Origin of the sequence: Cohnella cellulosilytica (assembly GCF_042431195.1) — a bacterium.
Taxonomy (GTDB): domain Bacteria; phylum Bacillota; class Bacilli; order Paenibacillales; family Paenibacillaceae; genus Cohnella; species Cohnella cellulosilytica.
On sequence record NZ_JBHMDN010000034.1, the window covers coordinates 176,018 to 202,086 of the forward strand.

Sequence of the window (26,069 nt, forward strand, 5' to 3'; positions counted from 1 at the left end):
TGAACGCGCGTACATAAACGTGCAAAGGTTTCCATTTTTAATGAGAGGTTTGGTGAATATCCAGTGAAATCCGGCGTATTTATCGTTCTATTCGCTGAGCAATCGTTCGAACAGGCGCTTGATACCGTTAAGGCGGCGGGATTGCAAGCGGTGGAGATCGGCACGGGAGGATTTCCCGGCACCGCGCATGTCAACGCGAAGGAGATCGTGAACGACGAGGCGGCCGTTCGCCGCATTCGCGAAGCGGTCGATTCCCGCGGCCTGACGATCAGCGCGCTGAGCTGCCACGGCAACCCGCTGCATCCGGACAAGGCTACGGCGCAATCCGATCACGAGGATTTCGTCGCGACCGTGCAGTTGGCCGAGAAGCTCGGCGTGGAGACGGTCGTTACGTTCTCCGGCTGCCCGGGAGACTCCGAAGGCGCAAAGTATCCGTCCTGGGTCACTTGCCCATGGCCGCCCGATTTCCTGACCGTGCTCGAATGGCAGTGGAACGAAGTCGCGATTCCGTATTGGAAGGAACAGTCCGCGTTCCTGCGCAAGCATAACGTCAAAGTGGCGATCGAAGCTCACCCGGGCTTCCTCGTGTACAATACCGAAACCGCTCTGCGCCTGCGCCAGGAAGCGGGAGACAACATCGGCGTCAACTTCGATCCTTCCCACCTGTTCTGGCAGGGCATGGACCCGATCGAGTGCATCAAGGCGCTCGGCGACTCCATCTACCACGTGCACGCGAAGGACACGAAGATCGACAAGCGCAATACGGCGCTGAACGGCGTTCTCGATACGAAGCATTACGGCGATATTCTGAACCGTTCCTTCGTGTTCCGTACGGTCGGCTACGGCCACGACGACGAATTCTGGAAGGATATGGTGAGCACGCTGCGTCTTGTCGGCTACGACGGCACGATCAGCATCGAGCACGAAGACGGCATCATGAGCGTGAACGAAGGCTTCACGAAAGCGGCCGGCTTCCTCAACTCCCTGATTCTGAAAGAAAGCGCGGGTGAAATGTGGTGGGCGTAAACAACAAAATCAACGTCGGCATGGTTGGCTACAAGTTCATGGGCAAAGCCCACAGCCATGCGTATAAAGACGTCGGCATGTTCTTCGATCCGGCCGCCGACGTCGTCATGAAGGCGATCTGCGGACGCGACGAGCAAGGCGTCAAGGCGGCGGCCGACAAGTTCGGCTGGGAATCCTACGAGACCGATTGGCGGAAAATGGTCGCGCGCGACGACATCGACTTCGTCGATATCAACGCTCCGAGCGACGCGCACAAAGAAATTACGATGGCCGCGATCGCCGCGGGCAAGCACGTCTTCTGCGAGAAGCCGCTCGCGCTGAACCTGGCGGACGGCCGCGAGATGCTGGAGGCGGCGGAGAAAGCGGGCGTCAAGCACGCGGTCTGCTTTAACTACCGGTTCCTGCCGGCCGTTCAATTGGCGAAGCAGATTATCGACGAAGGCCGTCTGGGCGAGATTCATCATTATCGCGCCACCTACCTGCAGGACTGGCTCGTCGATCCGAACACGCCGATGGCGTGGCGGCTGAAGAAGGAAGTCGCCGGCTCCGGCGCTCACGGGGACATCAATGCGCACAGCATCGATCTCGCCCGCTTCCTGATCGGCGAGTTCGACCGCGTTGTCGGTCACAACCGCACGTTCGTGAAGGAGCGTCCGCTTGCGACGGATGCGGCAGGCGGATTGTCCGCCGGCGCCGGCTCGTCCACGCAGAAGGACGAGGTTACCGTCGACGACGCGACGGGTTTCCTGGCCGACTTCAAGAACGGCGCGATGGGCATGTTCGTCGCCTCCCGTTTCGCGGCCGGACGCAAAAATCACAACACGTTCGAGATTCACGGCAGCAAAGGCTCGCTGCGCTGGGATCTCGAGAAGCTGAACGAGCTGGAAGTGTACTTCCGCGAGGACGAGCCTAATCTGGCCGGCTTCCGCCGCATTATGGCGACGGAGCCGTCGCACAAGTATGCCGGCAACTGGTGGCCGACCGGTCACATTATCGGCTACGAGCACGCCTTCGTGCATATTGTGTACGAATTCGTGCAGCACATTAAGACGGGCTCTCCGTTCGCGCCGACGTTCTATGACGGCGTGAAGTGCCAAGAGGTGCTCGAAGCGGTCGACTTGTCGATCGAACGCGGCTCCTGGGTCGGCATCGACGAAGTGTAACGGTTGTTCTTCATAAAACAATGGCGGCGCGGGGAGCGAACCTCCCTGACGCCGCCATTGTTTGTACAGGGGATTATCCTTCGATATCCTTGCGCAGAAAGATGCGAAGCGACACCCGGTAAGAGACGGATAACAGCAGCAGTCCGGCGATGGGCAGCCCGGCGGCGAGCCGGGTCCAGGACGACTCGCCGAGGCTGAGCGCGTCTTTGAAGTTGCCGAGTCCGCCGATAATCGCCGCGGTCAGAAAGATGACGAGAAACGAGATAAAGGACGAATTGCGCACGCCCAGCCAAAATTGCACCGGATAGTAGAGCGCTGCGAAGGCCATCGCCAGCGCGGCGGACAGCGACAGGTGCAGCGCAGTGAAAGGGAAACGGGTATCCATCACGTATTCGTTAAACGCGTAAATCGCGGCGGCCAGAAGCATGCCCAACGCCAAATAGACGAAGAGGCTGACGTATTTCGCCAGGACGATTTCCCGTCTGCGGACGGGCAGGCTGCCGATGAACAGCAGGCTTTTGTTGCGCAGCTCGATGGTCGAGGAGAACACCGTCATCATAATGGCCGGCAGCATGCAGATCATCATAGGGGAGAAGGGCGACACGAAGAAGACGCCGAACGCGACGGCATAGACGGCCACGAACAAGAAGTACATTTTCAGAGCGATAACGTCTTTGCGAATCAGATTAAGCATGCGCCTCGACCCCCTTGGCCGTAAAAAACATAATGTCCTCGAGAGTCGGACGCTCGATCCGCCCATAACCGGCAAAGAGCCGTTCGGCCTCCCGCCGATCGCCGGTCAACCCCTCGAAGCCGGACGACGTCTCGCGAATGCCGACGAAGATGCGGCGAACGTCCGCATCCAGCAATTCCTTGTCCGCTTTGACGAGAGCGTACCGCTCGAACACCCGTTCCTTCGACTCGTTGAACACCAGCTCCCCCCGATTGAGAAAAGCGATATAATCCGCGACGCGGTCGAGATCGGTCGTAATGTGCGTGGAAAACAAAATCGCCTTGCGTTCGTCCAGCATCAGTTCGGCTAAAATTTCAAGCAGCTCCCGGCGGAAGACGGGATCTAGACCGGCGGTCGGCTCGTCCATGATCAGCAGCTCGGCCCGGTGCGACAGGGCGAAGGCGAGGCTCAGCTTCATCTTCATTCCTTTGGACAGGCTGCGGATTTTCGCCTTGGGCGACAGCTCGAACCGGTCGATGTACCGGGCGAATTGCCGATCGTCCCAACGCTTGTAGAACGGTGCGCAGACGCTTCTCATCGCGTCGACGGTCAGATGCTCGTAATAGCTGCAATCGTCGGCGACGTAGCCGATCCGCTCCTTGATCTCGGCTTCATGGCTCGCATAAGCTTGGCCGAACACCCGCACATCTCCGCCGCCGGGCAGCGTCATGCCCATCATCAGCTTAATGAGCGTGCTCTTGCCTGCGCCGTTTGCCCCGATCAGCCCGGTGATAAAGCCCTGTTTGACGTCCATGGTGACGTCCTTCAGCTCGAAGCGCTTGTATTTTTTGCTTAGACGGCTAACCTCGACAACCGCATTTTCGTTCATCCTTCTCCCTCCAATTCCTCGTACAGCAGCCGAATATGCGCGAGCAGCTCCTCCAGGGGCATCTGCAGCGAACGGCTTTCCTGGACCGCTTCGATCAGCTTGCCCTCCAGCAGCCGCAGCCGCTGCTCCCGAATAAATTGCGGGTTGGCGCCGGAGACGAACGACCCCTTTCCGACGACGGAATCGATCAACCCTTCCTTCTCCAGCTCCTCGTAGGCCCGCTTGGTCGTAATGACGCTGATCTGCAGTTCTTTGGCCAGCAGCCGGATGGACGGAAGAGGCTGGCCGGGCGTCAATTCCCCGTTAAGAATCGCCTGACGGATTTGACGGACAATCTGCCCGTAGATCGGCTCGTCGGACGCGTTGGATAAAATGATGTTCATGGCGCCTCCGTGCTATGTGTATTTACTGTATATATATAATATATACACATGGGGCGAAATTCGTCAACCGTTCAAGCCGATCGGCCGCCTCGACTGCCCATCGGAGGGCGTTTGCAGCCCGGCAGCCTGCCCGAAGGACAAACTTTACCGTCAGTTAACGGAAGACGAACGAATGGAAAACAATCTTCTGTTACTTTCAGACTATAGGAAAAACCTTCCCGTCAAGCCCAATTTCTATAGAATGAGGTGTTCTGATGGCAACGAGCATGCTTCTGGAGAAACCCGGAACTGCGGACAGCCCGCAGCAGGAGGCCGGTCTTCGCCGCACGGTCCGGGCCGTTCCTTCCGTTAACGAAATTTTTCAGCCGATTGCCGTAAAGGATTGGGCAAGCAGTTGTCCGGTCATCGATCCGTCGCAGCGCAGCAACGATCTGGTCGACTTGTTCCGTCGTCAGAAGCAGCACGAGTGCGTCGTCGTATGCGATGAAGCGAAGAGGCCGCTCGGCCTTATTATGAAGGATCGGTTTTTTCGCAGCCTGGGCACGCTGTACGGCCAGTCCGTATACGGGAAAAAAGCGGCGTCCGTGCTGATGGACCAGGCTCCGATGATCGTCGATCTGGCGATCGATCCCCAGGAGCTGATCGATCGCGCGCTGTCGCGAACGGAGGAGACGTTCTACGACGCGGTGCTGCTTACCGACAACGGGAAGCTCGCCGGAGTGCTGACGGTGAACGATCTGCTTAACGTCTCGAGGCTGCTGCAGAAGGAAGCGGTCAGCCGGCAGATGCGCACGATCGGCGATACCGAAGCGATGATCGAGGACATTCACGTGTCGGTAGAGCGGGTGGCGAAAGCGACCGGCGAAGTAAAGGAATGCAGCGAACGGATCGGGGAAATTACGGACCAGGGCCGCCAACAGCTGGGGGAGATGCTCGATCTGTTTAAGCTGTGGTCGGCGAACGCGGACAAGCAGGAGAAAGCCGCCGGCCAGTTAACCGAGCGCACGTCGGCCGTCGACGGCATCGTCCGGCTGATCGCCGAGCTGGCCGATCAGTGCAACCTGCTGGCCGTGAACGCCGCGATCGAGGCGGCGAGGGCGGGCGCGCACGGCCGGGGGTTCGGAGTCGTCGCCGGAGAGATTCGCGCGCTGGCCGATCAGACGAAGCGGTCGGCCGGGCAGATCGCCGGACAGATCAAGGCGATGACGGAGGCGGTGAAGCTGTCGGCCGGGCTGGCCGGGGAAGGCAAGCTGGGAGCGGACAGAGGGGTGCACTCGGTGAAGAAAACCGAGGATACGATCGCGCAGCTGTGGAGCTCGTCCGAGCTGAATCAGGAAGCGGCGGCCTTGCTGCTGTCGGCGTCCGCCGCGGCGAGAGACAGGTCCAAAGAAGCAAGGGACGAGATCCGCAAGCTGGCCGGACAGATGAAATCCTAAATTTAACAATCGGAAAACGGGCCGGAAATCGCCGCTTTACAAACCGGGACTATACTCACTGTAGCCTTATAAGAAAAATCTACCATAATCCAGAAGGGTGATCGGTGTCGATGGTGCTAAAGAAAGCGTCCCTGGCAACTGTGTTGGCTTTGGCGGTCGGAGCGGCTTCCGCCGGCGCGGCATTCGCCGCAAACGAAAAGACGAACAGCGCGGTGCAGCTTGCGAATTCGGTTTACATCGTTAACGGAACGGCGGTCAATTTCGGTACGATCACGGAGAAAGGCAAAACCCTCGTGTCTCTGCGGGAAATCAGCTCCAGGCTGGGAGCCAAGCTGCAGGTTTCCGGCGGCGGAGTCCAGGCGAAGCTGAACGGACATACGGTGGAGCTGAAGTCGGGCAGCGCCGTGCTGAAGGTCGACGGCGCGGAGCGCGGACTGGACGTTCCGGTCAAGAGCGTCAAAGGCGTGAACTACATAGAGCTGGAAACCTATGTGGATGCGTTGGGAGCGAGCCTGTACAAGGACGAGACCGGCACGAACTGGATTGACGCCAAGCTTCTGGCGAACGTGGACCGCATTCAGTGGGTCGACGCCGGAAGGTTTATCGCCACGCAGGAGAACGAGACGGGACGCGCGGATTATCTTGTCGAGGCGGCTACGGGCAAGTACCGTCTGCTGGACGTCGCAGCCGACGCTTCCGATCTTGTCATTGCTCCGGACGGCCGGAAAGCCGCTTATACGAACGCCAACGGACAAGTATCCGTGCTGGATCTTTCGACGATAAGCCGCGCGGTTGTCGTCAGCGTCGACACGAGCATCAAGCCGGAGCTTGTATGGTCGGCCGACGGAACCGGCATTTACTTCCTGCAAGGGGACAAAGGCAGCGTCATCGCCAAGCTGGACCCCGAGATCGATAAAATCACGAAGATTCTGGACGACAAGGTAGACTACAAAGCGAACCTTGAAGTGTCCGCGGACGGCCAAACGTTCACCTACACGGTAACGAAGCCGGGCGCCGTCGTCGCCGACGCGGACAAGCCGGTCGAAGCGGACGACGTCTCGATCGACACGAAGGGCACGGAGCCGCAAATCTTCCAATTTACGGTCGAGCCCGCCGCGAAGGAAAACAAAGCCGTGCAGCTGACGACCTCCACGGACGACAAAGTATTCATCCATGCGGCTTCGGACGGCAAGAGCGTCGCATATGTCAGCGTTAGCGCCGACGCCGCGGCGAAATCGACTTTGATTAAGGTCGGCGCAGACAAGAAGGTTTCTCCTCTGTACGACGAGAGAGATATCTATCAAGCGGAATATTCCGGCGGCAAATGGTATTTGCTGACGGAGGGCGACGGGGACGAGCAATTCGTCTACGAGGTCGACCCGGCGACGGGCGCGGCGAAGCAGCTCTACACGCTGTCCGGCGCGGCGAGCGGAATCGTCGCCAAGGAAGGCGCGCCGCTGGCCATCGTGCAGGACGGCCGCGTATTCCTGGATGTGAACGGGCGCTGGAAGCCGGCGTCCCGATAATCGAACCGAGAGGAGAACATTTTCCATGAAATGGTTTAAAACGCTATCCGTCGCCGCCATGGCGATCGCCCTGGTCTCGGCCTCCGTGCCCGCGGCCGGAGCGGCAAGCTCCCTGAAGGGCAAAATCGTCATCAACGGTTCTTCCGCGCTGCTGCCGCTGACGCTGCAAGCGGCCAACGAATTCAAGAAGCTGCACCCGAAGGTGAAAATCTCGGCGTCCGCGGCGGGCTCGATCACCGGTCCGCAGTCGGTTCGCAAGGGCATCGCCGATATCGGCGCGGTGGACTGGGACGCTTCCCAGGACGTTCCGGGCTTCAAGAAATTCGACGGGCAGGTTGCGCATAAGGTCGCGATTATTCCGTTCGCGGCCGTCGTCAACAAAAACGTCAAGGTCGACGATCTGACGACGAAGCAGCTGCAGGACATTTTCTCCGGCAAGGTGACGAACTGGAAGGACGTAGGCGGACAGGACGCCGACATTATCGTCGTCAACCGCGCGTTCGGCTCCGGCACTCGCGTCAACTTCCAGCTGAAGGCGCTGCAGGGCACCGATTTCATCAGCAAAGGCAACAACTACAAGGAAGTCAAGTCGAGCGGCGACATGAAGACGGCTGTAGAGACGACGCCGAATGCCATCGGCTACATCGACCTCGTGTACGTAACGAGCAACATGAAGGCGCTGAAAATCAACAAAGTCGCGCCGACGGAAGCGAACGTCGTCAACGGCACGTACAAAGTATGGGGTTACGGCTACTATATGACGAAGGGCCAGCCGGACGGCGCAACGAAAGCGTTCATCGAGTACATTCAAAGCGCCAAGTTCCAGAACGGCTCCCTGAAGAAGCTGAAGTTTATCCCGATTTCCGCGCTGAAATAGCCTGACTTATTGCGAATAATCGACCAACTCTACATTTCGGCAAGAAACCAGCGAAGCGAACCGTCGCCAAGCTGGTTTCTTCATGGGAGGAACCTGGAGCTATGCAACTGGATACGTCGGCGCGCCCTTCGCTTGCCGGTGCGAAGGCGAACGATCTGGGCGGCAGCATCAAGGCCGGCTCGGGCAAATCGTTCGACCGGAAGAACAGGCTGCTGATTTACAACCGTTTTTTCAAGCTGCTCTGCATCGCCAGCGCCGCGTTCGTCTGCCTGATTCTGTTCGGCATTCTGTTTCTGATGTTCCGCACCGGGGTGCTGACGTTCCGCGACGTATCTCCGGCGACGTTCTTCTTCTCGACGGATTGGATGCCGGAGGACGACCGCTACGGCGCTTTCGTGTTTATATTCGGCACATTCGCTCTGACGCTGCTGACGCTGCTGATCTCCGTGCCGCTGTCGGTGATCATCTCCGTCTTCCTGGCCGAAGTCGCGCCGGGCTGGCTGCGCAATCTGCTGCGTCCGATCTTGGACCTGCTCGTCGGCATTCCGTCCGTCGTCTACGGCTTTCTGGGACTGACGATCCTCATTCCGCTGCTTCGGGACGTGACCGGCACGAATATGGGCGACGGCATTCTGGCCGCGGCGATCGTGCTGACGATCATGGTGCTGCCGACGATCAGCCGCGTCAGCGACGACGCGATCAGCGCCGTTCCGCGCAAATACCGCGACGCCTCTTACGCGCTGGGCGCCACGAGATTCCAGACGATCTTCAAGGTATCGATTCCGGCCGCCCGCAGCGGCATTCTGTACGGCGTCATTCTGGGCATGGCCCGGGCGATCGGCGAGACGATGGCCGTCGTCATGGTCATCGGCAATACGCCCCAGCTTGCCGACGCGCTGTTCAAGCCGACGTCGGTGCTGACGAGCAACATCGTCATGCAGATCGCCAACGTGCCGTTCGATTCGACCTGGAACAACGCGCTGTACATGATGGGCTTCCTGCTGCTCGTCATCTCTCTGTTGATGATCGTGCTCGTAAGACTGCTGCAGCGGAAGGGAGCCCATTCATGAGAAACGCGATCGGATCGGCCCGCAGATCGTTCGCCTCGGGCCGGAGCGTCAACGCTTTTAACAATCGGCTGTTTACCGTATTCGTCTGGAGCGCATCCGCGGCCATGGTGCTGTTCATTCTCGGATTGCTCTACCTGATTCTGCAGAAGGGGCTGCCTTCCCTGACCTGGGATTTCATTTTCGGGCTGCCGAGCGAGATCGAGGAGGGCGGCGGCATCGGCCCGGCGCTGTTCAATTCGTTCTATATGCTGCTGATCTCACTGTTCATCGCGGTGCCGCTCGGCATGGCCGCCGGCATCTATCTGGCCGAATTCGCGCCCGACAACAAGCTGATCGGCTTCGTCCGCATTTGCGTGGAGGGCCTCGCCTCCGTGCCTTCGATTATTTTCGGCCTGTTCGGGATTGCGCTGTTCGTGGAAATGTTCCAGGTCGGCTTGACGATTCTGGGCGGGGCGGTCAGCCTGGCGTTTCTGAACCTGCCGGTCATGACCCGCGTCACCGAGGAATCGATCCGGGCGGTGCCGGGAGAGCTGAAGCAGGCTTCGTTCGCGCTCGGCGCGACGCATCTGCAGACGATTCGCCGCGTGCTCGTACCGACGGCGATCAACGGTCTTGTGACCGGGATTTGCCTGATCGCGGGCCGCGCGTTCGGGGAGAGCGCCGTCATCATTCTGACGGCGGGGGTTACGACCTCGGGCGAGATGTGGGACTTCAACCTGCTGTCTCCGGGCGAGACGCTGGCCGTTCATCTCTGGTACGTCCAGTCGGAAGCGATCGTGCCGGACGCGGTGGAAATTTCCGACAAGGCGGCCGCCGTGCTCGTGTTCGTTATTTTGCTTTTTAACGTGCTGTTCCGCATTCCGCTCTGGATCAAGGATCGCAAGAGCAGATAACGAAGATTACGGGAAGAGCGTCCGCACGATCCGTTCGGCCAGCTCCCCGTAACCTTCCCGGACGTGCCAGCTTGCGTACAGGGTCCAGCTCTCGGGGCGGTCCGGCCAATCGGCCGCGACCGCCCTTGGCGCGGAAGCGGGCAGGGCGCGCTCCGGCAGGACGGCGAGGCCCAGACCGTCGCGAACGGCTTGCGCGATCAGTTCGACCGAATCGAACGAGACGTTGACGCGGGAGACGCCCATGCGCGCAAGCCAGGGGGAGACGAGCTCGCCCAGCGATCGCTCCGCATGCTCGACGAACGGGTAACGGTGCAGCCGCTCGGCCAGGGCGGGACCCGAGAGACCGTCCAACGGATGATTGGCCGGCAGCAGCAGCTTCCAGGGGGAGACGAGTAGCTCCGCGGAGCGCAGCCGCTCCGGGTCGACGGGCTGCCAGCCGCCGATCGCCAAGTCGAGATCGCCGGATTCGAGCCGCCGAAACAGATCGTCGTCGTTCTCCTTCGCGACGTTGACCCGAATGTCCGGAATCCGGCCGATCTCCGCCAGCCATCCCGTCCCGGCCAGCGCCGCCATCGCGCAATCGGTGCAGCCGATCCGCAGCAGCCTCCGTCCGTTGTCCCGCAGCTCGCCGACCGCGGCTTCGGCTTCCGCGTGCAGCGCCGCGATCCGCCTGGCGTAGGGCAGCAGCGTTTTCCCCGCCTCCGTCAAATAGATGCGGCCCGCCCTCGTCTCGAACAGCTTGACCCCCCAATCGCTCTCCATTCTCTTCATATGAAAGCTGATCGTAGGCTGCTTCATATGCAGCGCGTCCGCCACGGCGGTGACTTGCTTATAGCGATCCAGAAGCTCGACGATTTTCAATTTTAATAGACTCATAACCGTTTCCCCCCGATTCCGCGCTTGTCCCATACAATACTTCAATAATAATAGCATTTATATTTAATAAATGTATGAACATTTTTCGCCGAGTTAACAAAACGAAAACATTGCACGAATGTCGGCCTTCTACAATATGAACTGTCAAGAAAAAACAAACAAGAGTTGGAAGGGGAACTTTACGAAATGAAGAAGACGGTATTGTTGATGATGGTGTTTGCGCTGACGGTGGTACTGGCCGCTTGCGGTCAAAACAACAACAGCGGCGGAGCGAGCTCGGCTCCGGAAAGCTCGGCTCCGGCAAGCACGACGCCTGCCAGCGAAAGTCCGGCAAGCGAAAGCCCGGCCGCGGAACTGTCCGGCTCGCTGCTCTCCACGGGATCTTCGGCGCTGCTGCCGCTGGTCGAACAAGCTTCGAAGAAATTCATGGACCTTAACAAAGGCGTATCGATCCAGGTGCAAGCGGGCGGAAGCGGCACCGGCCTGACGCAGGTGTCCGAAGGCCAATCCGACATCGGCAACTCCGACGTATTCGCGGAAGAGAAGCTGGATGCCGACAAAGCGGCCGAACTGGTCGATCATCAAGTCGCGGTAGTCGGCATGGCTGCGGTCGTTAACCCGAACGTTGCCGTCGACGACTTGACGAAGCAGCAGTTGGTCGACATCTTCACCGGCAAAGTGACGAACTGGAAAGACCTTGGCGGCGACGACCAAAAAATCCAGATCATCAACCGTCCTTCGAGCTCCGGTACTCGCGCAACGTTCGAGACTTACGCGCTGGGCCAGAAGTCGGAAGACCTGCAAGGCTCGATCCAGGAGGATTCCTCCGGTACGGTACGCCAACTGGTCGGCGAAACGCCGGGAGCGATCGGATACTTGGCGCTGAGCTACCTGGACGAATCGATCAAGGTGCTGAAATACGAAGGTGTGGAAGCAACGGTGGACAACGTGGCGAACGGAACTTATCCGGTATGGGCTTATGAGCACATGTACACGAAAGGCGAGCCTAACGAGCTGGCGAAAGCGTTCCTCGACTTCATGCTGAGCGACGAAATTCAGAATGCCGACGTCGTCGAGCTGGGCTACATTCCGGCAAGCCAAATGCAAATCAAACGCGATGTGAACGGCACGATCACAAAATAAAGGTTCCATATCATAAGCCGATCAAGAGGCGCTGCAACAGGCCTCTTGATCGGCTGTGTAAAGGGAGAGGTCTATGGCTCAGCCGTTAGAACGACAGCAAGCAAAGCCGCATCTCGCGGAAGAATGGGTCGGCAAAATCTACACTTTGCTCTGTATCGCGTTTCTTATTCTCACCATCTTTTCGCTTGTCTATTTCGTCGCCTCCAAAGGGCTCAGCACTTTTTTTGTCAATCGTGTGAATTTCCTCGACTTACTTACGGGTTTAAAGTGGGCTCCCGACGGGAACCCCAAGCTGTTCGGGGCGCTGCCGTTCATATTCGGCTCGTTCAGCACGTCGCTGCTCGCCGCGGTGATCGCCGCACCGCTCGGATTTTGCGCGTCGGTGTTCATGGTCGAGATCGCGCCGAAATTCGGACGCCAATATTTGCAGCCGGTCATCGAGCTGTTGGCGGGCATTCCGTCCGTCGTCTACGGCTTCGTCGGCTTAAGCGTCATCGTTCCTTTTTTCCGGGACGTGTTTCCCGGACAAGGCGTCGGCATCGCGGCCGGAGCCGTCGTGCTGTCGATTATGATTCTTCCTACGATTACGACTATCGCGACCGACGCGTTGGCCGCGCTGCCCAAGGGCCTGAAGGAAGGCTCTTACGCGCTGGGCGCCACCCGTTGGCAAACCATATACCGCATCGTGCTGCCGACGACGCTTCCGGCGTTGATGACGGGCATCGTGCTCGGCATCGCCCGCGCGTTCGGCGAGGCGCTGGCCGTGCAGATGGTCATCGGCAACGCGCCGCACATTCCGCGCTCGCTGTTCGAATCCGCTTCGACGCTGACCAGCGCGATTACGCTGAGCATGGGCAACACCGCCATGGGCACCGTCGAGAATAACGCCCTATGGTCGCTGGCGCTCATTCTGATGCTGATGACGTTCGTCTTTGTCTTTATTGTTCGCTGGCTGGAAAGGAGGTCGAAGGTATGAGCGCCAAAATGGCCAACAAAATCGCGACTGCCGTTATCGTCGCGGTCGCCGGTCTGATCGTTCTCGTCCTGGCCGGCCTTCTCGGCTACATTATGATCCGCGGTCTCGGCCATATCAGCTTCGACTTTCTGACGTCTCCGCCGGAGACGATCCGCCGCGGCGGCGGCATCGGCCCGCAGCTGTTCAATTCGGTGTTCCTGCTGTTCCTGACGATGATTATTACGATTCCGCTCGGCCTGGGCGCCGGCATCTACATGAGCGAATACGCGCCCGCCAACAAGGTGACGAACGGCATTCGCCTGATCGTCGAAGTGCTGTCGTCCGTGCCTTCCATTATCGTCGGCCTGTTCGGACTGCTCGTGCTCGTCAACCTGTTCGGCTTTGGCTTCTCGCTGTTCGCGGGCGCTCTGGCGCTGACCGTATTCAACCTCCCGCTGATGGTGCGGATTACGGAGCAAGGGCTGAAAAGCGTGCCGAGGGAGCAGAAGGAAGCCAGCCTGGCGCTCGGATTGTCCAAATGGAAGACGATTACGTCGGTGATGCTGCCGATCTCGATGCCGGTTATTCTGACCGGAACGATTCTCGCCGCGGGCCGGGTGTTCGGCGAAGCCGCCGCGCTGCTGTTCACCGCCGGCATGAGCTCGCCGCGGCTCGACTTCTCCGACTGGAATCCGTTCAGCCCGTTCTCGCCGCTGAACCCGTTCCGCCCGGCCGAGACGCTGGCGGTGCATATTTGGAAAATCAATTCCGAGGGCCTCGCGCCGGACGCGAAGGAGATCGCCGCCGGAGCTTCCGCCGTGCTGGTCATTACCGTGCTCGCGTTTAATTTCGCGGCCAGATGGCTGGGCCGTTACCTGTACCGCAAGTTCACGGCCATTAAATAAAGGGGAGGAAACCGGATGACCGCCATCGGCATGTCCACCAAAAATTTAAGCGTCTATTATTCCGACAAGCAGGCCGTCAAGAACGTGTCGCTGGATTTCCAGGCGAAGCAGGTGACGGCGCTCATCGGGCCTTCCGGCTGCGGCAAGTCGACGTTCCTGAGAAGCTTGAACCGGATGAACGACCTGATTCCCGACTGCAAGATCACGGGGGAAATCTGGATCCGGGATCGCAACGTCAACGGTCCGGATACGGACGTCGTCCTGCTGCGGCAGCGCATCGGCATGGTTTGGCAGAAGCCGAATCCTTTTCATAAATCGATCTACGAGAACATCGCCTTCGGTCCGCGCTATCACGGAACGAAAAACAAGAAGCAGCTGGACGAGATCGTCGAGCAGTCGCTGCGCAAGGCGGCGCTGTGGGAGGAGACGAAGGACCGGCTGCACAATTCCGCGCTGGCGCTGTCGGGCGGCCAGCAGCAGCGGCTGTGCATAGCCAGGTCGATCGCGGTCAGGCCGGACATTATTCTGATGGATGAGCCCGCGTCCGCGCTTGATCCGGTGTCGACGTCCAAGATCGAGGAACTGATCGCCGAGCTGAAGCGGGAATACTGCATCGTCATCGTGACCCACAACATGCATCAGGCCGCCCGCGTGTCGGATAAAACGGCGTTTTTCCTGACGGGGGAAGTGGTGGAGTACGACTTGACGACGAATATTTTCACGAATCCGCAGAAGCAGGAGACGAACGACTATATCACGGGACGGTTCGGATAACGCGCATTTCAAACGAACAAGAGGAGAATGGCCATGAACTCCATTATCGAGATCAATGATTTGAACTTGTACTACGGAGATTTTCACGCTCTCAAGAGCGTCAACATGGAAATTCCCGAGAAGGCCATCACCGCGTTTATCGGTCCTTCCGGCTGCGGCAAATCGACGCTGCTCCGCACGTTTAACCGGATGAACGACATGATCGCGGGAACGCGCATCGAAGGCAAGGTCGATATCGCCGGCACCGATATCTACTCCGGCGAGGTCGACGTGGAGACGCTTCGCAAGCGCGTCGGCATGGTGTTCCAGCAGCCGAATCCGTTCCCCAAGTCGATCTACGACAATGTGGCGTACGGGCCTCGCCTGCACGGCATCTCCGACCGCAGGAGGCTGGACGAGATCGTGGAGACGAGCCTGCGCTCCGCGGCGCTGTGGAACGAAGTGAAGGATCATCTGAAGCGCTCCGCGAACAGCATCTCCGGCGGTCAGCAGCAGCGGCTGTGCATTGCCCGCGCGCTTGCGGTCGAGCCGGACATTCTGCTGATGGACGAGGCGACCTCCGCGCTCGATCCGATCTCCACCTTAAAGATCGAGGAGTTGGCCCAGGAGCTGAAGGATCGGTATACGATCGTCATGGTCACGCACAACATGCATCAGGCGGCGCGGGTATCGCAGCAAACGGTCTTTTTCCTGAACGGAGAGGTCGTCGAATATTCGGAAACGGAGCGGCTGTTCTCCAATCCGACCGATCAGCGCACGGAAGATTATATTAGCGGAAGGTTCGGTTGAACCCCGGGGAGGATGGCGGAATTATGGTAAAAAGGCTGGAGTTCGATCATGGACTGGAGGAAATTACGAATCTGCTGATCGAGATGGGCAAGCGGGTGGAAGCGGCGTTGACCGAATCCATGGACGCGCTGAAGGATTCCGACGTGGAGACCGCCAAGCGGATCGTCAAGTCCGATATCTCGCTGAATCAGCTGGAGGAGAAGGTCAGCGAGATCGGCGCCAAGCTGATCGCCACGCAGCAGCCGGTCGCGAAGGATCTGCGGCGCATTCTGATCGCCTTCAAAATCTCCAGCGACCTGGAACGGATGGGCGATCTGGCCGTCGACATCGCCAAAGTCGTCATCCGGCTGGACGGACAGCCGCTGATCAAGCCGCTGCTCGACCTGCCGCGCATGGCCGAGCTGGTGGAGGTCATGATCAGCGAGTCGCTGCAATCGTACGTGGACGAGAACGCCGATCTGGCCTACAAGAGCGCCAAGGACGACGACCAGGTCGACGCGCTGTATTCGCAAATTATCCGCGAGCTGTTCTCGCTGATGGTCGAGAATCCGAAGACGGTCGGCCAGGCGATGCTGCTGAGCTTCGTCGGGCGTTACATCGAGCGGATCGCCGACCATGCAACGAACATTGCCGAGAGCGTCGTGTACTTGATCACCGGCAAGCGGCCGGATTTGAACCAATAAACAAAAAACGGAACGGTACCTTCCGGTCTGTCGGACGAACGCCTATACGCGCGCGGCGAATGCCGCATACGTTGGTAGCACCGATAATTGCCCAAGGGAGGTACCGATTTGCCGTTCCCCAGCGACAGCCAATACGTTCCCCTGAGTCTGACGGCCCTTCCTTCGGCCGGCGAGGCCGGCAGCGCCAATCCCGCTTATGTCGACGTCGTCGGCACCCCCTCATCTCCCGCCGCTTATTACGGCTATGACGGCATCAACGTTTATTTCCGGATTCGCCTTAAGGGCGACCCCCGCTTCAAAAGCGTCTTTCGCAACGCATACTGGGGCGTGCTGTTCGATACGGACGGACTGCTCTCCGCGTACGAATGGCTGCTTCGCGTGAACGGCACGGATCATTCCGTCGAGCTTGTCCGCAACAACGCCTCCCGGGGAACGGGCATCGCCGCTTTGGCCGCAATCGCGAACGGAACGTCCGCCGCGGGCTCCCGGACCGCCATCGTCAATTTCGATATCGCCCGCGCCAAGCCGGCCGACGACCGCCCGGGCTTGCGCGGCGATTATTTCATCGATTTTTACGTTAACGCGGGGGTTCTGTTCGGGGAGCTCGGCCTTGGGGCGGCTTCTCCGCTTCGGCTGCTGTTTTTCTCGGCGGAAACGGAAAACGGCGCCGGCAGCGATCTTCCTGTTTCCGGCACCGGCGCCCTCTCGAACGAGGTCGCGATCTCCGGCGGCAACGTCCGGGCGGAGCTGTCGGTCGCCCAGACGCTGAACGGAGCGCCGTTCCCGCAGGATCTCCCCGCCGGTCCGCAGCTTGCGCTGTCGGGGACGATCCAGGTGGCCAATACGGGCCGGAGCGCCGCCACCGCGCTGTTCGCCAATACGCTGTTTCAGATCGACCGGACGCTGGTCTCCTTCACGATCGATTCGGTATCGGCCGGCAGCGCGACCTTTACCTCCTCCAATCTGACGCTGAGCTGGACCGTCGGCAACCTCGAACCCGGTTCGACCGCGGAGCTGCGCTATACCGCGCAGGTCATCTTTGCCGGGGCGGGCAATCGGATTTTCAATACGACGCGGGTTCGCGGAGTCGATTCGTTCACGGGCAACCAGCTGGCGGAGCTGCTTGACATTCGGTCGGTCAATATTGTGCAGGTCCGCTTGGCGGGCTTGTCCGGACGGATTCAAAGCCGGGCGACCGGAATGTCCGTCCCCGGCGCGCAGATCGAGCTGATCTCCGGCGGGCGGACGACGGCCGGCGCGGCATCGAACGGATCGGGCTATTACAGCTTTACGGGCATCGTGCCGGGCTCCTACGCGCTGACGGTGTCGGCACCGCTGTTCCAGACGGCGACGGCGGACGTAACGCTGGCCAACGGGGAGGTGGCGATGCGGAACGTGCAGCTGGTTCCGCTTCCTTCGGGGCTTCAGGGAACGGTGACGGCGTCCGATACCGGTCAGCCGATCGCCGGCGTCTCCGTCCAGCTGAGCGATGTCGTGGAGGTAACCGCCGCGGGCGCTACGAGCGACGCTTCGGGTCTTTACCGGCTGACCGACGTCACGCCCGGGACGTATCGGGTCAGCTTCTCCGCGCCGGGCTTCCAGCATAACGATCAGCCGGTTACGCTCGAGCCCGGGGCCGTCCGGACGCTGAACGTCGCGCTTGCCCCGAATCCGGGCACCGTCTCCGGAACGATCTCCGATACGTTCGGCAATCCCGTCGCGGGAGCGCTGGCCGAAGCGCTTGACGACCGCATCAATCTGATCGCCCTGACGAACGCCGACGACTTCGGCGTCTACGCGATCTCCAGCCTGTCCCCCGCGTCTGACTATCGGCTGCGGGTCACGGCGCCGAATTACGCGACCGCGCTGCTCGGCTTCTCCGTGGCCGCCGGACGGGTGACGACGGTCGACGTTGCGCTTGCGCCGCTGCCCGGCTCCATTGCCGGCTCGGTGACCGATTCGTCGACCGGAGGTCCGATCGAGGACGCCTGCGTCCGCGTATACAATTCGGCCGGCCTCACCATTCAGACCGCCCGGACCGACGGGAACGGCCGCTACGAGGTCGGCTCGCTGGCTCCCGGAGCGTACAACGTTCTGTTCAACGACACCGGCTACGCGAACCGGACCGTCGGGGCTTTCGTGCGGGCCAACGAGCAGACGACGCTCGACGTCGCGCTCGACCTGCTGTCGGGCTCGCTGGAAGGCGCCGTTCGTTCGTCGGGCGCTGGCGGGGAACCGATTCCCGACGCGCTCGTGCGCGTGTATGCCAACAATCTGGTCGTCGCCCGCGCTTCGACGGACGAGAACGGACGTTACAGCGTGACGAGTCTGGCGCCTCGCTCCTATATTTTGACGGCGCGGGCGACCGGCTTCGGCGGGCAGACGCTCGGAGCCGTAATCGTGGCGGCGGCGACCGCAACCGTCGATTTCTCGCTGCAGCCGGAACCGGGAAGCCTGGTCGGAACGCTGACGGATACGAACGGAAACCCGGTTCCCGGCGCCGCCGTCGCCTTGATGAACGACCTGGCGGGGGGGCCGGCGGTCGTCGCGCGGGTCGTCTCCGGCGATGACGGCGCCTACAGCGTCGACGATCTGGAGCCGGGAAATTATGCGATTTGCGTAACGGCCGAGGGCTACCGGAACGCGGTGGCCGGCGTCATCATCCGGCCGGGCCGGGAATCGAACCAGTCCTTCGTCCTGCTGGCCGCGCCCGGCTCCTTGTCCGGCACGATCACCGACACGCTCGGGGTTCCCCTTGCCGGGGCGGAGGTGGAAATTCGCCAATCCGCCATCGGCGGGACGTCCGTCTCCTCGCAATTTGCCGATGCGGCCGGGAGATTTATCGTCGATAACCTGATGCCGGGAAGCTATACGTTGTTCGCCTCGCTGGTCGGATACCGGACGAATACGATTATCGCGACCGTAAGGGCCGGCGCCGTCACGGAGGTCGGAATCATGCTGGCCGCGCTGCCCGGCGCCATCGAAGGCAGGATTACCGACGAGACGACAGGGGCGCCGCTCCCGGGCGCGTTCGCGCGGGCGCTTAATCAAACCGGACTGCAGCCGGCGACGGCGGTAAGCGACAGCGAAGGCCGCTATCGGATGGACGGCCTCGTTCCCGGCAACTATACGGTCGTCGCCCAGGCGCGCTTCTATCAAAGCCGGTCGATCGGGGCGATCGTCGAAGCGGATGCGACGACTCCGATCGACCTTGCGCTTGCGGAGCTTCCGGGCAGCATTGCCGGAACGGTCAGCCTGCCGCTGCCGGGCGTGCTGATCGAATTGTACAATCGCGCCAATCTTCCGCTCTCTTCGACGTACACGGATAGCGCAGGCCGCTTTCGCTTCGATAATTTGCAGGTCGGCTCTTACGTGCTGACCGGATCTTTCGCGGATTACACGCTGGACACCGCGGGCGTTACCGTTCGGCCGGAGCAGGAGTCCGAGGTTCTGCTGACGCTGACCCCGAACCCGGCTGCCGTCAGCGGACGCGTCGTCGATCCGGCGGGCTCGCCGCTGGCCGGCGCCTCCGTCCGGCTGATCGATCCGGGCGAGACTCCGCGGGCGGTCGGACAGACGGACGCGGAAGGACGATTTGCCGTGGGAGGGCTGCCGGTCGGCGTTCTGATCGCCGTCGTGTCCGCTCCCGGCTATTCCACCGTCACCGTCAGTCTGCGATTGTCTCCCGGCCTTATGGTAGAAGGATTGCTGTTCACGCTGCAGCCCAATCCGGGAGGCATCACGGGGACGATCCGGGACGCCGATACGGGAGAAGCGATCGCGGGAGCGGCGGTGGAGGCCCGACAGTCCGACGCTTCCGGCGTCGCGATCGCCGTGGTCGCGACCAGTCCGTCCGGCAATTACATGTTCGAGGGGCTGCGTCCCGGGACGTACGCGATCGTCGTCTCCGCCGCCGAATACGTGACGGCTTCGATCGGAGCGATCGTCGCGAGCGGGGAGACGACGGACGGCAGCTTAACGCTGGAGAAGCAGGCCGGGGGCATCGAAGGCTCGATTACGGTGCGCGGCAGCGAACGGCTTGCCGGCGCCAGCATCTTCATTCGCGTGTTCACGTCGGGAGGGACGCTGGTCGTCACGCTGTTCGCCGGCGACGACGGCCGGTTCGAGGCGGGAGGATTAAAGCCGGGAGTCTATTCGGTAACGGTGTCGGCGATCGATTACGAGGCGACCGCGCAGACCGCCGTCGTGCTGCCCGGACAGGTGAAGAGGCTGGCGTTCGAGCTGATCCCGTCCAGGGCCGCGCTGCTGGGCCGGGTAGTCGACGAAGCGACGGGGACGGGCATCGACGGCGCGCTGATCAAGGTGAACCGGAGAGAACGGCTTCCCCTGCTGACGGCCGTCTCGGACGCCGCCGGCGAATTCGCGATTACCTCCCTGCCGATCGGCGTCTTCACTCTGACGGCGTCGGCCCAAGGCTTCGGCGCGGTCTCCGTCGGCTTTGCGACAAAAGCGGGGCAGACCGAGCGCGTAACGCTCCGTCTGGCTTCCTTGCCCGGGACGGTGTTCGGATTCGTCAGCCGCTTCGACAACGGCGCCAACCTTCCGGGGGCGGAGATTCGCCTCTATAACGGAGCGGGCGTGTTGGTCGCCACGGTGCTCAGCGACAGCGACGGATCGTACGCTTACGGCCTGCTTAAGCCCGGCGAGCATACCGCCGTCGCCGCCGCGGACGGGTTTGCCTCCGCGAACGGGGGCTTCGTCGCGGCGGCCGGCCAAAGCACGCGCTTCAGCTTCTCTCTGCAACCTCTGCCGGGGACGCTCTCGGGCCGCGTCGCCCGTTCGGAAGACGGAGCGTCGTTGGCCGGAGCGCTGGTGGCGCTGCGGCTGTTCAACAATTTCGGCGAAATATTGGCGCAAACCTCGACCGCAGCGGACGGAGGATATGCGCTGGAAGGGCTGGCCGCCGCGAATTATACCGTTGTCGTCTCGCTGGAGGGCTATGTCGGCCAGCAAACCTCCGTCTACGTGGGCCCGGGCGGCTCCGTGTCGTTAAACGTCGCGCTGGCGCGCGGCCTGCGTCGTCGAGGGCTCCGTTGCGACGGATAAAGGAACGCCGCTGCCGGGCGCGCCGGTAACGGCGACGGACGCGAACAGCGTCGTCATCGGCAGCGGCGTGTCGGACGAACAAGGAAGCTATATTCTCCCCGACCTGTCCGAGGGCGAGACGACCGTCACCGTTATCGTACCGACAAACCGCGCCCGCTCGGAGACGACGATGCTTGAGCCGAACCATCCCGACACGATACAGGTCCGTCTGCCGGCCGGCCCGCTGTCCGTCGTCGGCGCGATCGTCGAAGGCGGCACCGGGGCGCCGGTGCCGGGCGCAATCGTCACCTTGATCGATGCCTCCAACGTTCCGGTTGCGACCGTCGTCGCCGACGGCGCGGGCGTCTTCCGCTTCGACGGCCTTGCTCCCGGCTCGTACACGATCGCCGTATCGGCTCCGCTGTACGGCTCGGTCTCGAAGCCGGTCGCGGTGTCGGCGGAGCCGCCGGTAACCGATGCCGGAAAGCTGGTCGTCACCGCGGGATTCGGAGCGCTGGCCGGTTCGATTCGCGACGAATCCGGCCGCCCGATCGCTAAAGCGCTGGCGGAGCTGTTCACGGCTCCCGCGGCCGCCGCGGGAAAGGCCCGCCCGAGCGCTGCGGTCGCCGCGAGGGCTCCGCGGACGGCGACGGCGCTGGCAAGACCGCCCCAGTCGTCCATTCTGCGCTCCGTCATCAGCGACGAATTCGGCCGGTATTCGCTCACCAATCTGCCGCCGGGTGCGCTGCCCGCCTATTTCTCCTTTCCGGGCAAACGCTCGGAGCTGCGCGCTCCCGTCATTGTCGACGGCCGTACGACGGTGCTGGACATCGTGCTGCTGGACGAAGAGGAGGAGTGAGCCTCTGGCGGAAGGGGCTGTCCCCTAAGTGGTTCAAGTTGCTCTGAATGATGATCCATACGAAAGATGCCAGGGGTATGTACCTCCTTCCGATGCTATACGCTCCTAAAATGGGAATGATAAACCCGTTACAATGTAATTTTAGGAGCGTATGAGGCATCTCCAGGAGGTACATACCCCTTCTTTGTTTATCTATCCTCTCAAGCAACTCCACTTATGGGACAGCCCCTTAGCTTAACGACATCCCGAAAGTAGTCCGCCCGCTCCGCACTTTACCTTCCGTTAACAAAGTGTGGGATCAGAAATGACGAATCCGTGTTAAGGTGAAGAAAACAAGCGGATCTCGCAAACCGGGAAACGCCGGGCGGAGGTTAGACGTCATGAAGGAGACCGGAGGTTGGTTAAGCGGGGACATTTTGCGGCGGTGGCAGAGCAAGGACGGAAGCCCGGGACATTGCGGGCTGTTTGTCGTGCGGTGGGAGGGCGATCCGGAGGCGCCCCGCGGCTTCTCGCTTCGCGCCGCGCGCCTGCTGCGCGGAATAGGCATGCGGCTGGCGAAGCTGACGGATTCGGTGAGAGGCTGGACGCTGTCCGGAGACGATCTGATCCTGGCCGTATCGTTCGCGCCGGAGGAGAACGACGATTGGGCGTCCGGCGACGTTTCCTCGGGCCGGATGGCGTTTCTGATTCGCGATACGGCGCAGCGCCTGCTGCTGGAATTCGGAACTCCCGAGGCGATGCGGCCGGGCGGGGGCATTCGCTGCGGCTTCGGCTGGGCGGCGGGGAAAGACGGCCGGACGATTCCGATGCCCGGCAGCCTCCGCGAATGGGAGGCCGCGCTTCTGAACGCCTACGAGACGGCTTTGAAGCGGATGCTGTTCTCACCCGCGCCGCTCGTCCGGTTTCCGCTGGAGGAGCTGCGAGACTCCCTGATCGGATTCGAATTCGAGGTTCGCTATTTGCCGATCGTCTCGCTGCTGGACGGATCGCTGTACGGATACGAGGCCGTCCCGGTCGACGCGCTCAGAGGCAAACGGATCGAGCTGGAAGCGTTCTACGCCCAGGCCGACCAATCCGGCAAGCTGTTCGAGTGGGACCGCCGCTTCCGGGAGGCGGCCATTCGGGGGCTGCCGTCCGGCAACGGCGACGTTAAGCTGTTTCTCCCCGTGCCGGCCAAAATCATTTTCGATCCGCGGCTTTATCCCGGAAGCACGCTGCGCAGAATCGAGGCGGCGAACCTGCGGCCGGAGCACGTCGTGCTCGTCCTGATCGAAGGGGATAACGATTCCGCGGCCATGACGGGCTCGGCTTTGAAGCATTACCGCAATCAAGGCTTTCGCATCTCGATTCCGGGAATCCGTCCCGAGCTTGAGTCGCTGCGGAAAATGGCCGATCTGCACCCCGACTACGCGCGTCTGGACGTGGACTGGATTCGCGGGGAGACGACCGACGCGGTGGAGACGAGCCTGCTGCAAGCGCTGATCGCCCTGGCGCGCAAGGAGCAGATCGTCTTTATCTCCGGAGGGCTCGACCGGGAGCAGCTGCTGCCGGGGCTCGTCGCCAGCGGGATGCATTACGCGCAAGCGGAGAGGCTGTCCGAGGACGGAGGGGGCGAAGAGTCCGGGGCGGACGAACGGATTGCCCGGCTGCAAGCCCGCATTCGGACGGAGGTCGGCCGGAAATTTCGCGGGGCGTCCGGCACGATGGCCCTGCTGGCCAATCCGGTCAAGCAGTTCGGCCGGAATACGCCGGTGTCGGAGGCGTCCCGTCACTTCGAGCTGCACCGCGAAGCGCAGGGTGTCGTCATCTCGGAGGACGGCAAGCCGGTCGGACTGCTCATGAAGGAAAAGCTGCTCCAGCTGCTGTCGGGCCAGTTCGGATTGCCGCTTTATTGGAACAGGCCCGTAGGCAAAATTATGGACACCCACCCGGTCATTGTCGAAGAATCCGTCTCCGTGGACCAGGCGTCGCAGATGGCGATGGCCCGCGAGCCCGACAAGCTGTATGACGAGATGATCATTACCCGGGACGGACAGGTGACGGGGACGGCTTCGGTCCGCTCGATGCTGGAATGGGTATCCCAGGCCCGCGTGAAGGACGCGCAGTGGGCGAACCCTCTGTCCGGGCTTCCCGGCAACGAGCCGATCCGCAAGGAAATGAACCGCAGGCTTGCCGAAGGCCGTCCGTTCGCGGTGCTGTACGCGGACCTGGATCATTTCAAATGGTTTAACGATCAGTTCGGGTTTCAGCGGGGGGACGACGTCATTCGCTATACGGCCGAGACGCTGGTGCAGTCGGCCAGGGAGTGCCCGAACGGCGATTGCTTCGTCGGCCACATCGGCGGCGACGACTTTATCGTGATGTCGTCCGGGATGGACGCGCTCGAAGCGGCGCAGGGGACGATCGCCAGATTCGAGCAGGGGAGCGGTGCTTACGTCTCCGCCCATTCGGGCGTGGTGCTGGACCGCTCGGGACAGCCGCTGGAGGCGCCCGCCTTGTCCTTGTCGCTGTCGCTGCTCCTGTGCCGCTCGACGGCGGGATGGACGGCGGAGGCGCTCTCGGAGAGAGCGGCGCTGCTTAAGAAGCGGGCGAAGCGCCAGCGCGGCAATTCCATCGCCTGGGAAGAGCTTGGAGAACGGGACCAGACCGAACCGGCTTCGGAAATGGAGTTAACCGGGCATTAACACAAACGCGAAATTGCGTTAACAAAACTTTGTTACATTTATTGATGCGGTTATTTTTACAAGGAAGCTGGTGTTCAATCGTATGGCAACGTCCTGGTTCGGCATAGAGCAACTCATCGATCGAATCGAACATCATCCTTCTATCGGTCTTATTGGCATCGATCTTTCCGAATGGAGCGGCGGGCTGGCGTCCAAGTTCAGGGAAGAGAGCTTCGAATGGGAAAAATGGCTCGCCAAGTCGATGAACCGCAGCGACCTGTGGTTCGGCGACGAGGTGTCGGGCCATCTCTGGCTGTATGCCGGCCTGCCGGCTTCCGTGCCGGAGGACGAGAGGGATCCGTATTTGCGGGCGATGGCCAAACGCGTCCGGGAAGCGATCGCCGCGGAATCCGTAGGAAAGGCCGGGCAGCCGTCGGCGACGTCCGGACAGAAGGAACGGGGCATCGGCTATGCCAGCCTGCAGGGGCTGGGAACGGGCCGGATCAAAGATGTCGTCTACGACGGCGTCGTCAAGGCCGCGGAGCGAATTCGGGAATCGCTCAGCGGACAGCGGGAGTGGGAGCTTCGCTGCGAGCTGGAGCGCCTGCTGGCGGAGAGCAGCATCAAGAGCGTCTATCAACCGATCGTACGCCTCGGAGACAGCAAGGTGTTCGGCTACGAAGCGCTGACGAGGTGTCCGGAGGGCAGCCTGTTCGACGGACCGCTCGCCTTGTTCCGATTCGCGGAGAAAAATCAGATGGCTCTGGCCCTGGACCGCCTCGCGAGGGAAACGGCGATCCGGCATTCGCCGGCGCTCGCGGCCGTCCAGAAAATTTTCATCAACGTGACGATGAGCATCATCAACGATCCGCATTTCGTGTCCGGCCAGACGGTGCGCTGGCTGAGCGAGAGAGGGATGTTCCCGGGCCAGGTCGTATTCGAGCTGACCGAACGAAGCTCGATCGACGATTTCGACGCGGCGAAAAAAATATTGGCGCATTATCGCAGCCAAGGCTACGAGATCGCCATCGACGACGCGGGAGCCGGGTATTCGTCGCTGCAATCGATCGTGGAGCTGAACCCCGACTACATTAAAGTGGACCGCTCGCTCGTCAGTCTGGCCGACAAGGACGAGATGAAGAAGCATATGCTGCGCACGTTCGTCCGCTTCGCCAAGAAGATGAACATCCGCACGGTAGCCGAAGGAATCGAGCGCCCCGAGGAGCTGCGGCTGCTTCGCGCCATGGGCTTCGATTACGCGCAAGGCTACTTGATCGGAAGGCCGAGCGAATTTCCCGCGGCCGCCAATCCGGGAGTCCTCCCCAGAGCTTGACAGCTCCGGCGGGGGCTCTTTTCTCATTGTGGAGGGAATACCTGCGGGGTGCGGCTCGTTCGGCAATTATGTTATGATGAGGCTATGACAAAAAGTCGGCGAGGTGG

At 61.3% G+C, this 26,069-nt stretch carries 21 protein-coding genes; 17 read left to right on the forward strand and 4 right to left on the reverse strand.

Features of this window, described 5'->3' with window-relative positions:
* Positions 1-63 precede the first annotated feature (63 nt).
* Both ACFFT4_RS23940 and ACFFT4_RS23945 read left to right on the forward strand, forming a co-directional pair.
* Positions 64-1,026 (forward strand): sugar phosphate isomerase/epimerase family protein, encoded by a 963-nt coding sequence (locus ACFFT4_RS23940; protein WP_378051432.1) that lies wholly within the window; start codon positions 64-66, stop codon positions 1,024-1,026.
* A 20-nt stretch (positions 1,027-1,046) separates the two neighbouring features.
* On the forward strand, positions 1,047-2,189 hold the full coding sequence (locus tag ACFFT4_RS23945) for a Gfo/Idh/MocA family protein (protein ID WP_378051630.1): 1,143 nt from the start codon (positions 1,047-1,049) through the stop codon (positions 2,187-2,189).
* A gap of 73 nt (positions 2,190-2,262) precedes the next feature.
* Here ACFFT4_RS23945 and ACFFT4_RS23950 read toward each other — a convergent pair whose 3' ends face one another.
* From ACFFT4_RS23950 to ACFFT4_RS23960, 3 genes are read right to left on the reverse strand one after another with little or no spacing between them, the layout of a single operon-like run.
* Positions 2,263-2,883 carry an ABC-2 transporter permease gene (locus ACFFT4_RS23950; RefSeq protein WP_378051433.1) on the reverse strand — a complete coding sequence of 207 codons (621 nt, stop codon included), beginning with the start codon at positions 2,881-2,883 and terminating at the stop codon, positions 2,263-2,265.
* On the reverse strand, positions 2,876-3,751 hold the full coding sequence (locus tag ACFFT4_RS23955; RefSeq protein ID WP_378051434.1) for an ABC transporter ATP-binding protein: 876 nt from the start codon (positions 3,749-3,751) through the stop codon (positions 2,876-2,878). Before ACFFT4_RS23955 ends, ACFFT4_RS23950 begins: the two co-directional genes overlap by 8 nt.
* Positions 3,748-4,134: a GntR family transcriptional regulator gene (locus ACFFT4_RS23960; RefSeq protein ID WP_378051436.1), complete on the reverse strand. Its 387-nt coding sequence runs from the start codon at positions 4,132-4,134 to the stop codon at positions 3,748-3,750. Before ACFFT4_RS23960 ends, ACFFT4_RS23955 begins: the two co-directional genes overlap by 4 nt.
* 254 nt (positions 4,135-4,388) lie before the next feature.
* Here ACFFT4_RS23960 and ACFFT4_RS23965 point away from each other — a divergent pair, with 254 nt between their 5' ends.
* The 5 genes from ACFFT4_RS23965 to pstA (ACFFT4_RS23985) all read left to right on the forward strand — a co-directional run bounded on the left by ACFFT4_RS23965 (position 4,389) and on the right by pstA (ACFFT4_RS23985) (position 9,936).
* Positions 4,389-5,570: a methyl-accepting chemotaxis protein gene (locus ACFFT4_RS23965; RefSeq protein ID WP_378051438.1), complete on the forward strand. Its 1,182-nt coding sequence runs from the start codon at positions 4,389-4,391 to the stop codon at positions 5,568-5,570.
* A gap of 110 nt (positions 5,571-5,680) precedes the next feature.
* Entirely contained in the window at positions 5,681-7,096 is a 1,416-nt protein-coding gene (locus ACFFT4_RS23970) for a stalk domain-containing protein (protein WP_378051631.1), read from the forward strand.
* A 25-nt stretch (positions 7,097-7,121) separates the two neighbouring features.
* Positions 7,122-7,973, forward strand: a complete 852-nt coding sequence (locus tag ACFFT4_RS23975; RefSeq protein WP_378051439.1) for a phosphate ABC transporter substrate-binding protein — start codon at positions 7,122-7,124, stop codon at positions 7,971-7,973.
* 101 nt (positions 7,974-8,074) lie between these two features.
* Positions 8,075-9,043 (forward strand): phosphate ABC transporter permease subunit PstC, encoded by a 969-nt coding sequence (pstC, locus tag ACFFT4_RS23980; protein ID WP_378051441.1) that lies wholly within the window; start codon positions 8,075-8,077, stop codon positions 9,041-9,043.
* Positions 9,040-9,936 carry a phosphate ABC transporter permease PstA gene (gene pstA / locus ACFFT4_RS23985; RefSeq protein WP_378051442.1) on the forward strand — a complete coding sequence of 299 codons (897 nt, stop codon included), beginning with the start codon at positions 9,040-9,042 and terminating at the stop codon, positions 9,934-9,936. Before pstC (ACFFT4_RS23980) ends, pstA (ACFFT4_RS23985) begins: the two co-directional genes overlap by 4 nt.
* A gap of 6 nt (positions 9,937-9,942) precedes the next feature.
* On the opposite strand, the gene ACFFT4_RS23990 is transcribed toward pstA (ACFFT4_RS23985), so the two are convergent.
* Entirely contained in the window at positions 9,943-10,812 is an 870-nt protein-coding gene (locus ACFFT4_RS23990) for a LysR family transcriptional regulator (protein ID WP_378051443.1), read from the reverse strand.
* Between the two features lie 186 nt (positions 10,813-10,998).
* On the opposite strand from ACFFT4_RS23990, the gene ACFFT4_RS23995 reads away from it, so the two are divergent.
* From ACFFT4_RS23995 to ACFFT4_RS24040, 10 genes are all read left to right on the forward strand, one after another.
* A complete protein-coding gene (locus ACFFT4_RS23995) occupies positions 10,999-11,955 on the forward strand; it encodes a phosphate ABC transporter substrate-binding protein PstS family protein (protein ID WP_378051444.1) in 957 nt (318 codons plus the stop codon).
* 73 nt (positions 11,956-12,028) lie between these two features.
* Positions 12,029-12,931 carry a phosphate ABC transporter permease subunit PstC gene (gene pstC, locus ACFFT4_RS24000; RefSeq protein ID WP_378051445.1) on the forward strand — a complete coding sequence of 301 codons (903 nt, stop codon included), beginning with the start codon at positions 12,029-12,031 and terminating at the stop codon, positions 12,929-12,931.
* Entirely contained in the window at positions 12,928-13,815 is an 888-nt protein-coding gene (gene pstA, locus ACFFT4_RS24005; RefSeq protein WP_378051447.1) for a phosphate ABC transporter permease PstA, read from the forward strand. Before pstC (ACFFT4_RS24000) ends, pstA (ACFFT4_RS24005) begins: the two co-directional genes overlap by 4 nt.
* 15 nt (positions 13,816-13,830) lie before the next feature.
* Positions 13,831-14,589, forward strand: coding sequence for a phosphate ABC transporter ATP-binding protein PstB (gene pstB, locus ACFFT4_RS24010; RefSeq protein WP_378051448.1), 759 nt, complete (start codon positions 13,831-13,833; stop codon positions 14,587-14,589).
* Positions 14,590-14,622: 33 nt separating this feature from the next.
* On the forward strand, positions 14,623-15,378 hold the full coding sequence (pstB, locus tag ACFFT4_RS24015) for a phosphate ABC transporter ATP-binding protein PstB (RefSeq protein ID WP_378051449.1): 756 nt from the start codon (positions 14,623-14,625) through the stop codon (positions 15,376-15,378).
* 23 nt (positions 15,379-15,401) lie between these two features.
* Positions 15,402-16,061 (forward strand): phosphate signaling complex protein PhoU, encoded by a 660-nt coding sequence (gene phoU / locus ACFFT4_RS24020; protein WP_378051451.1) that lies wholly within the window; start codon positions 15,402-15,404, stop codon positions 16,059-16,061.
* A 108-nt stretch (positions 16,062-16,169) separates the two neighbouring features.
* The gene (locus ACFFT4_RS24025) at positions 16,170-21,128 is read left to right on the forward strand and encodes a carboxypeptidase regulatory-like domain-containing protein (protein ID WP_378051452.1); all 4,959 of its coding nucleotides are present in this window, start codon (positions 16,170-16,172) and stop codon (positions 21,126-21,128) included.
* A 10-nt stretch (positions 21,129-21,138) separates the two neighbouring features.
* Complete coding sequence (locus ACFFT4_RS24030) at positions 21,139-21,966, forward strand: carboxypeptidase regulatory-like domain-containing protein (protein WP_378051632.1); 828 nt, start codon at positions 21,139-21,141, stop codon at positions 21,964-21,966.
* A 380-nt stretch (positions 21,967-22,346) separates the two neighbouring features.
* A complete protein-coding gene (locus tag ACFFT4_RS24035; RefSeq protein WP_378051454.1) occupies positions 22,347-24,650 on the forward strand; it encodes an EAL domain-containing protein in 2,304 nt (767 codons plus the stop codon).
* 82 nt (positions 24,651-24,732) lie between these two features.
* Entirely contained in the window at positions 24,733-25,962 is a 1,230-nt protein-coding gene (locus ACFFT4_RS24040) for an EAL domain-containing protein (protein WP_378051455.1), read from the forward strand.
* Positions 25,963-26,069: the final 107 nt, after the last annotated feature.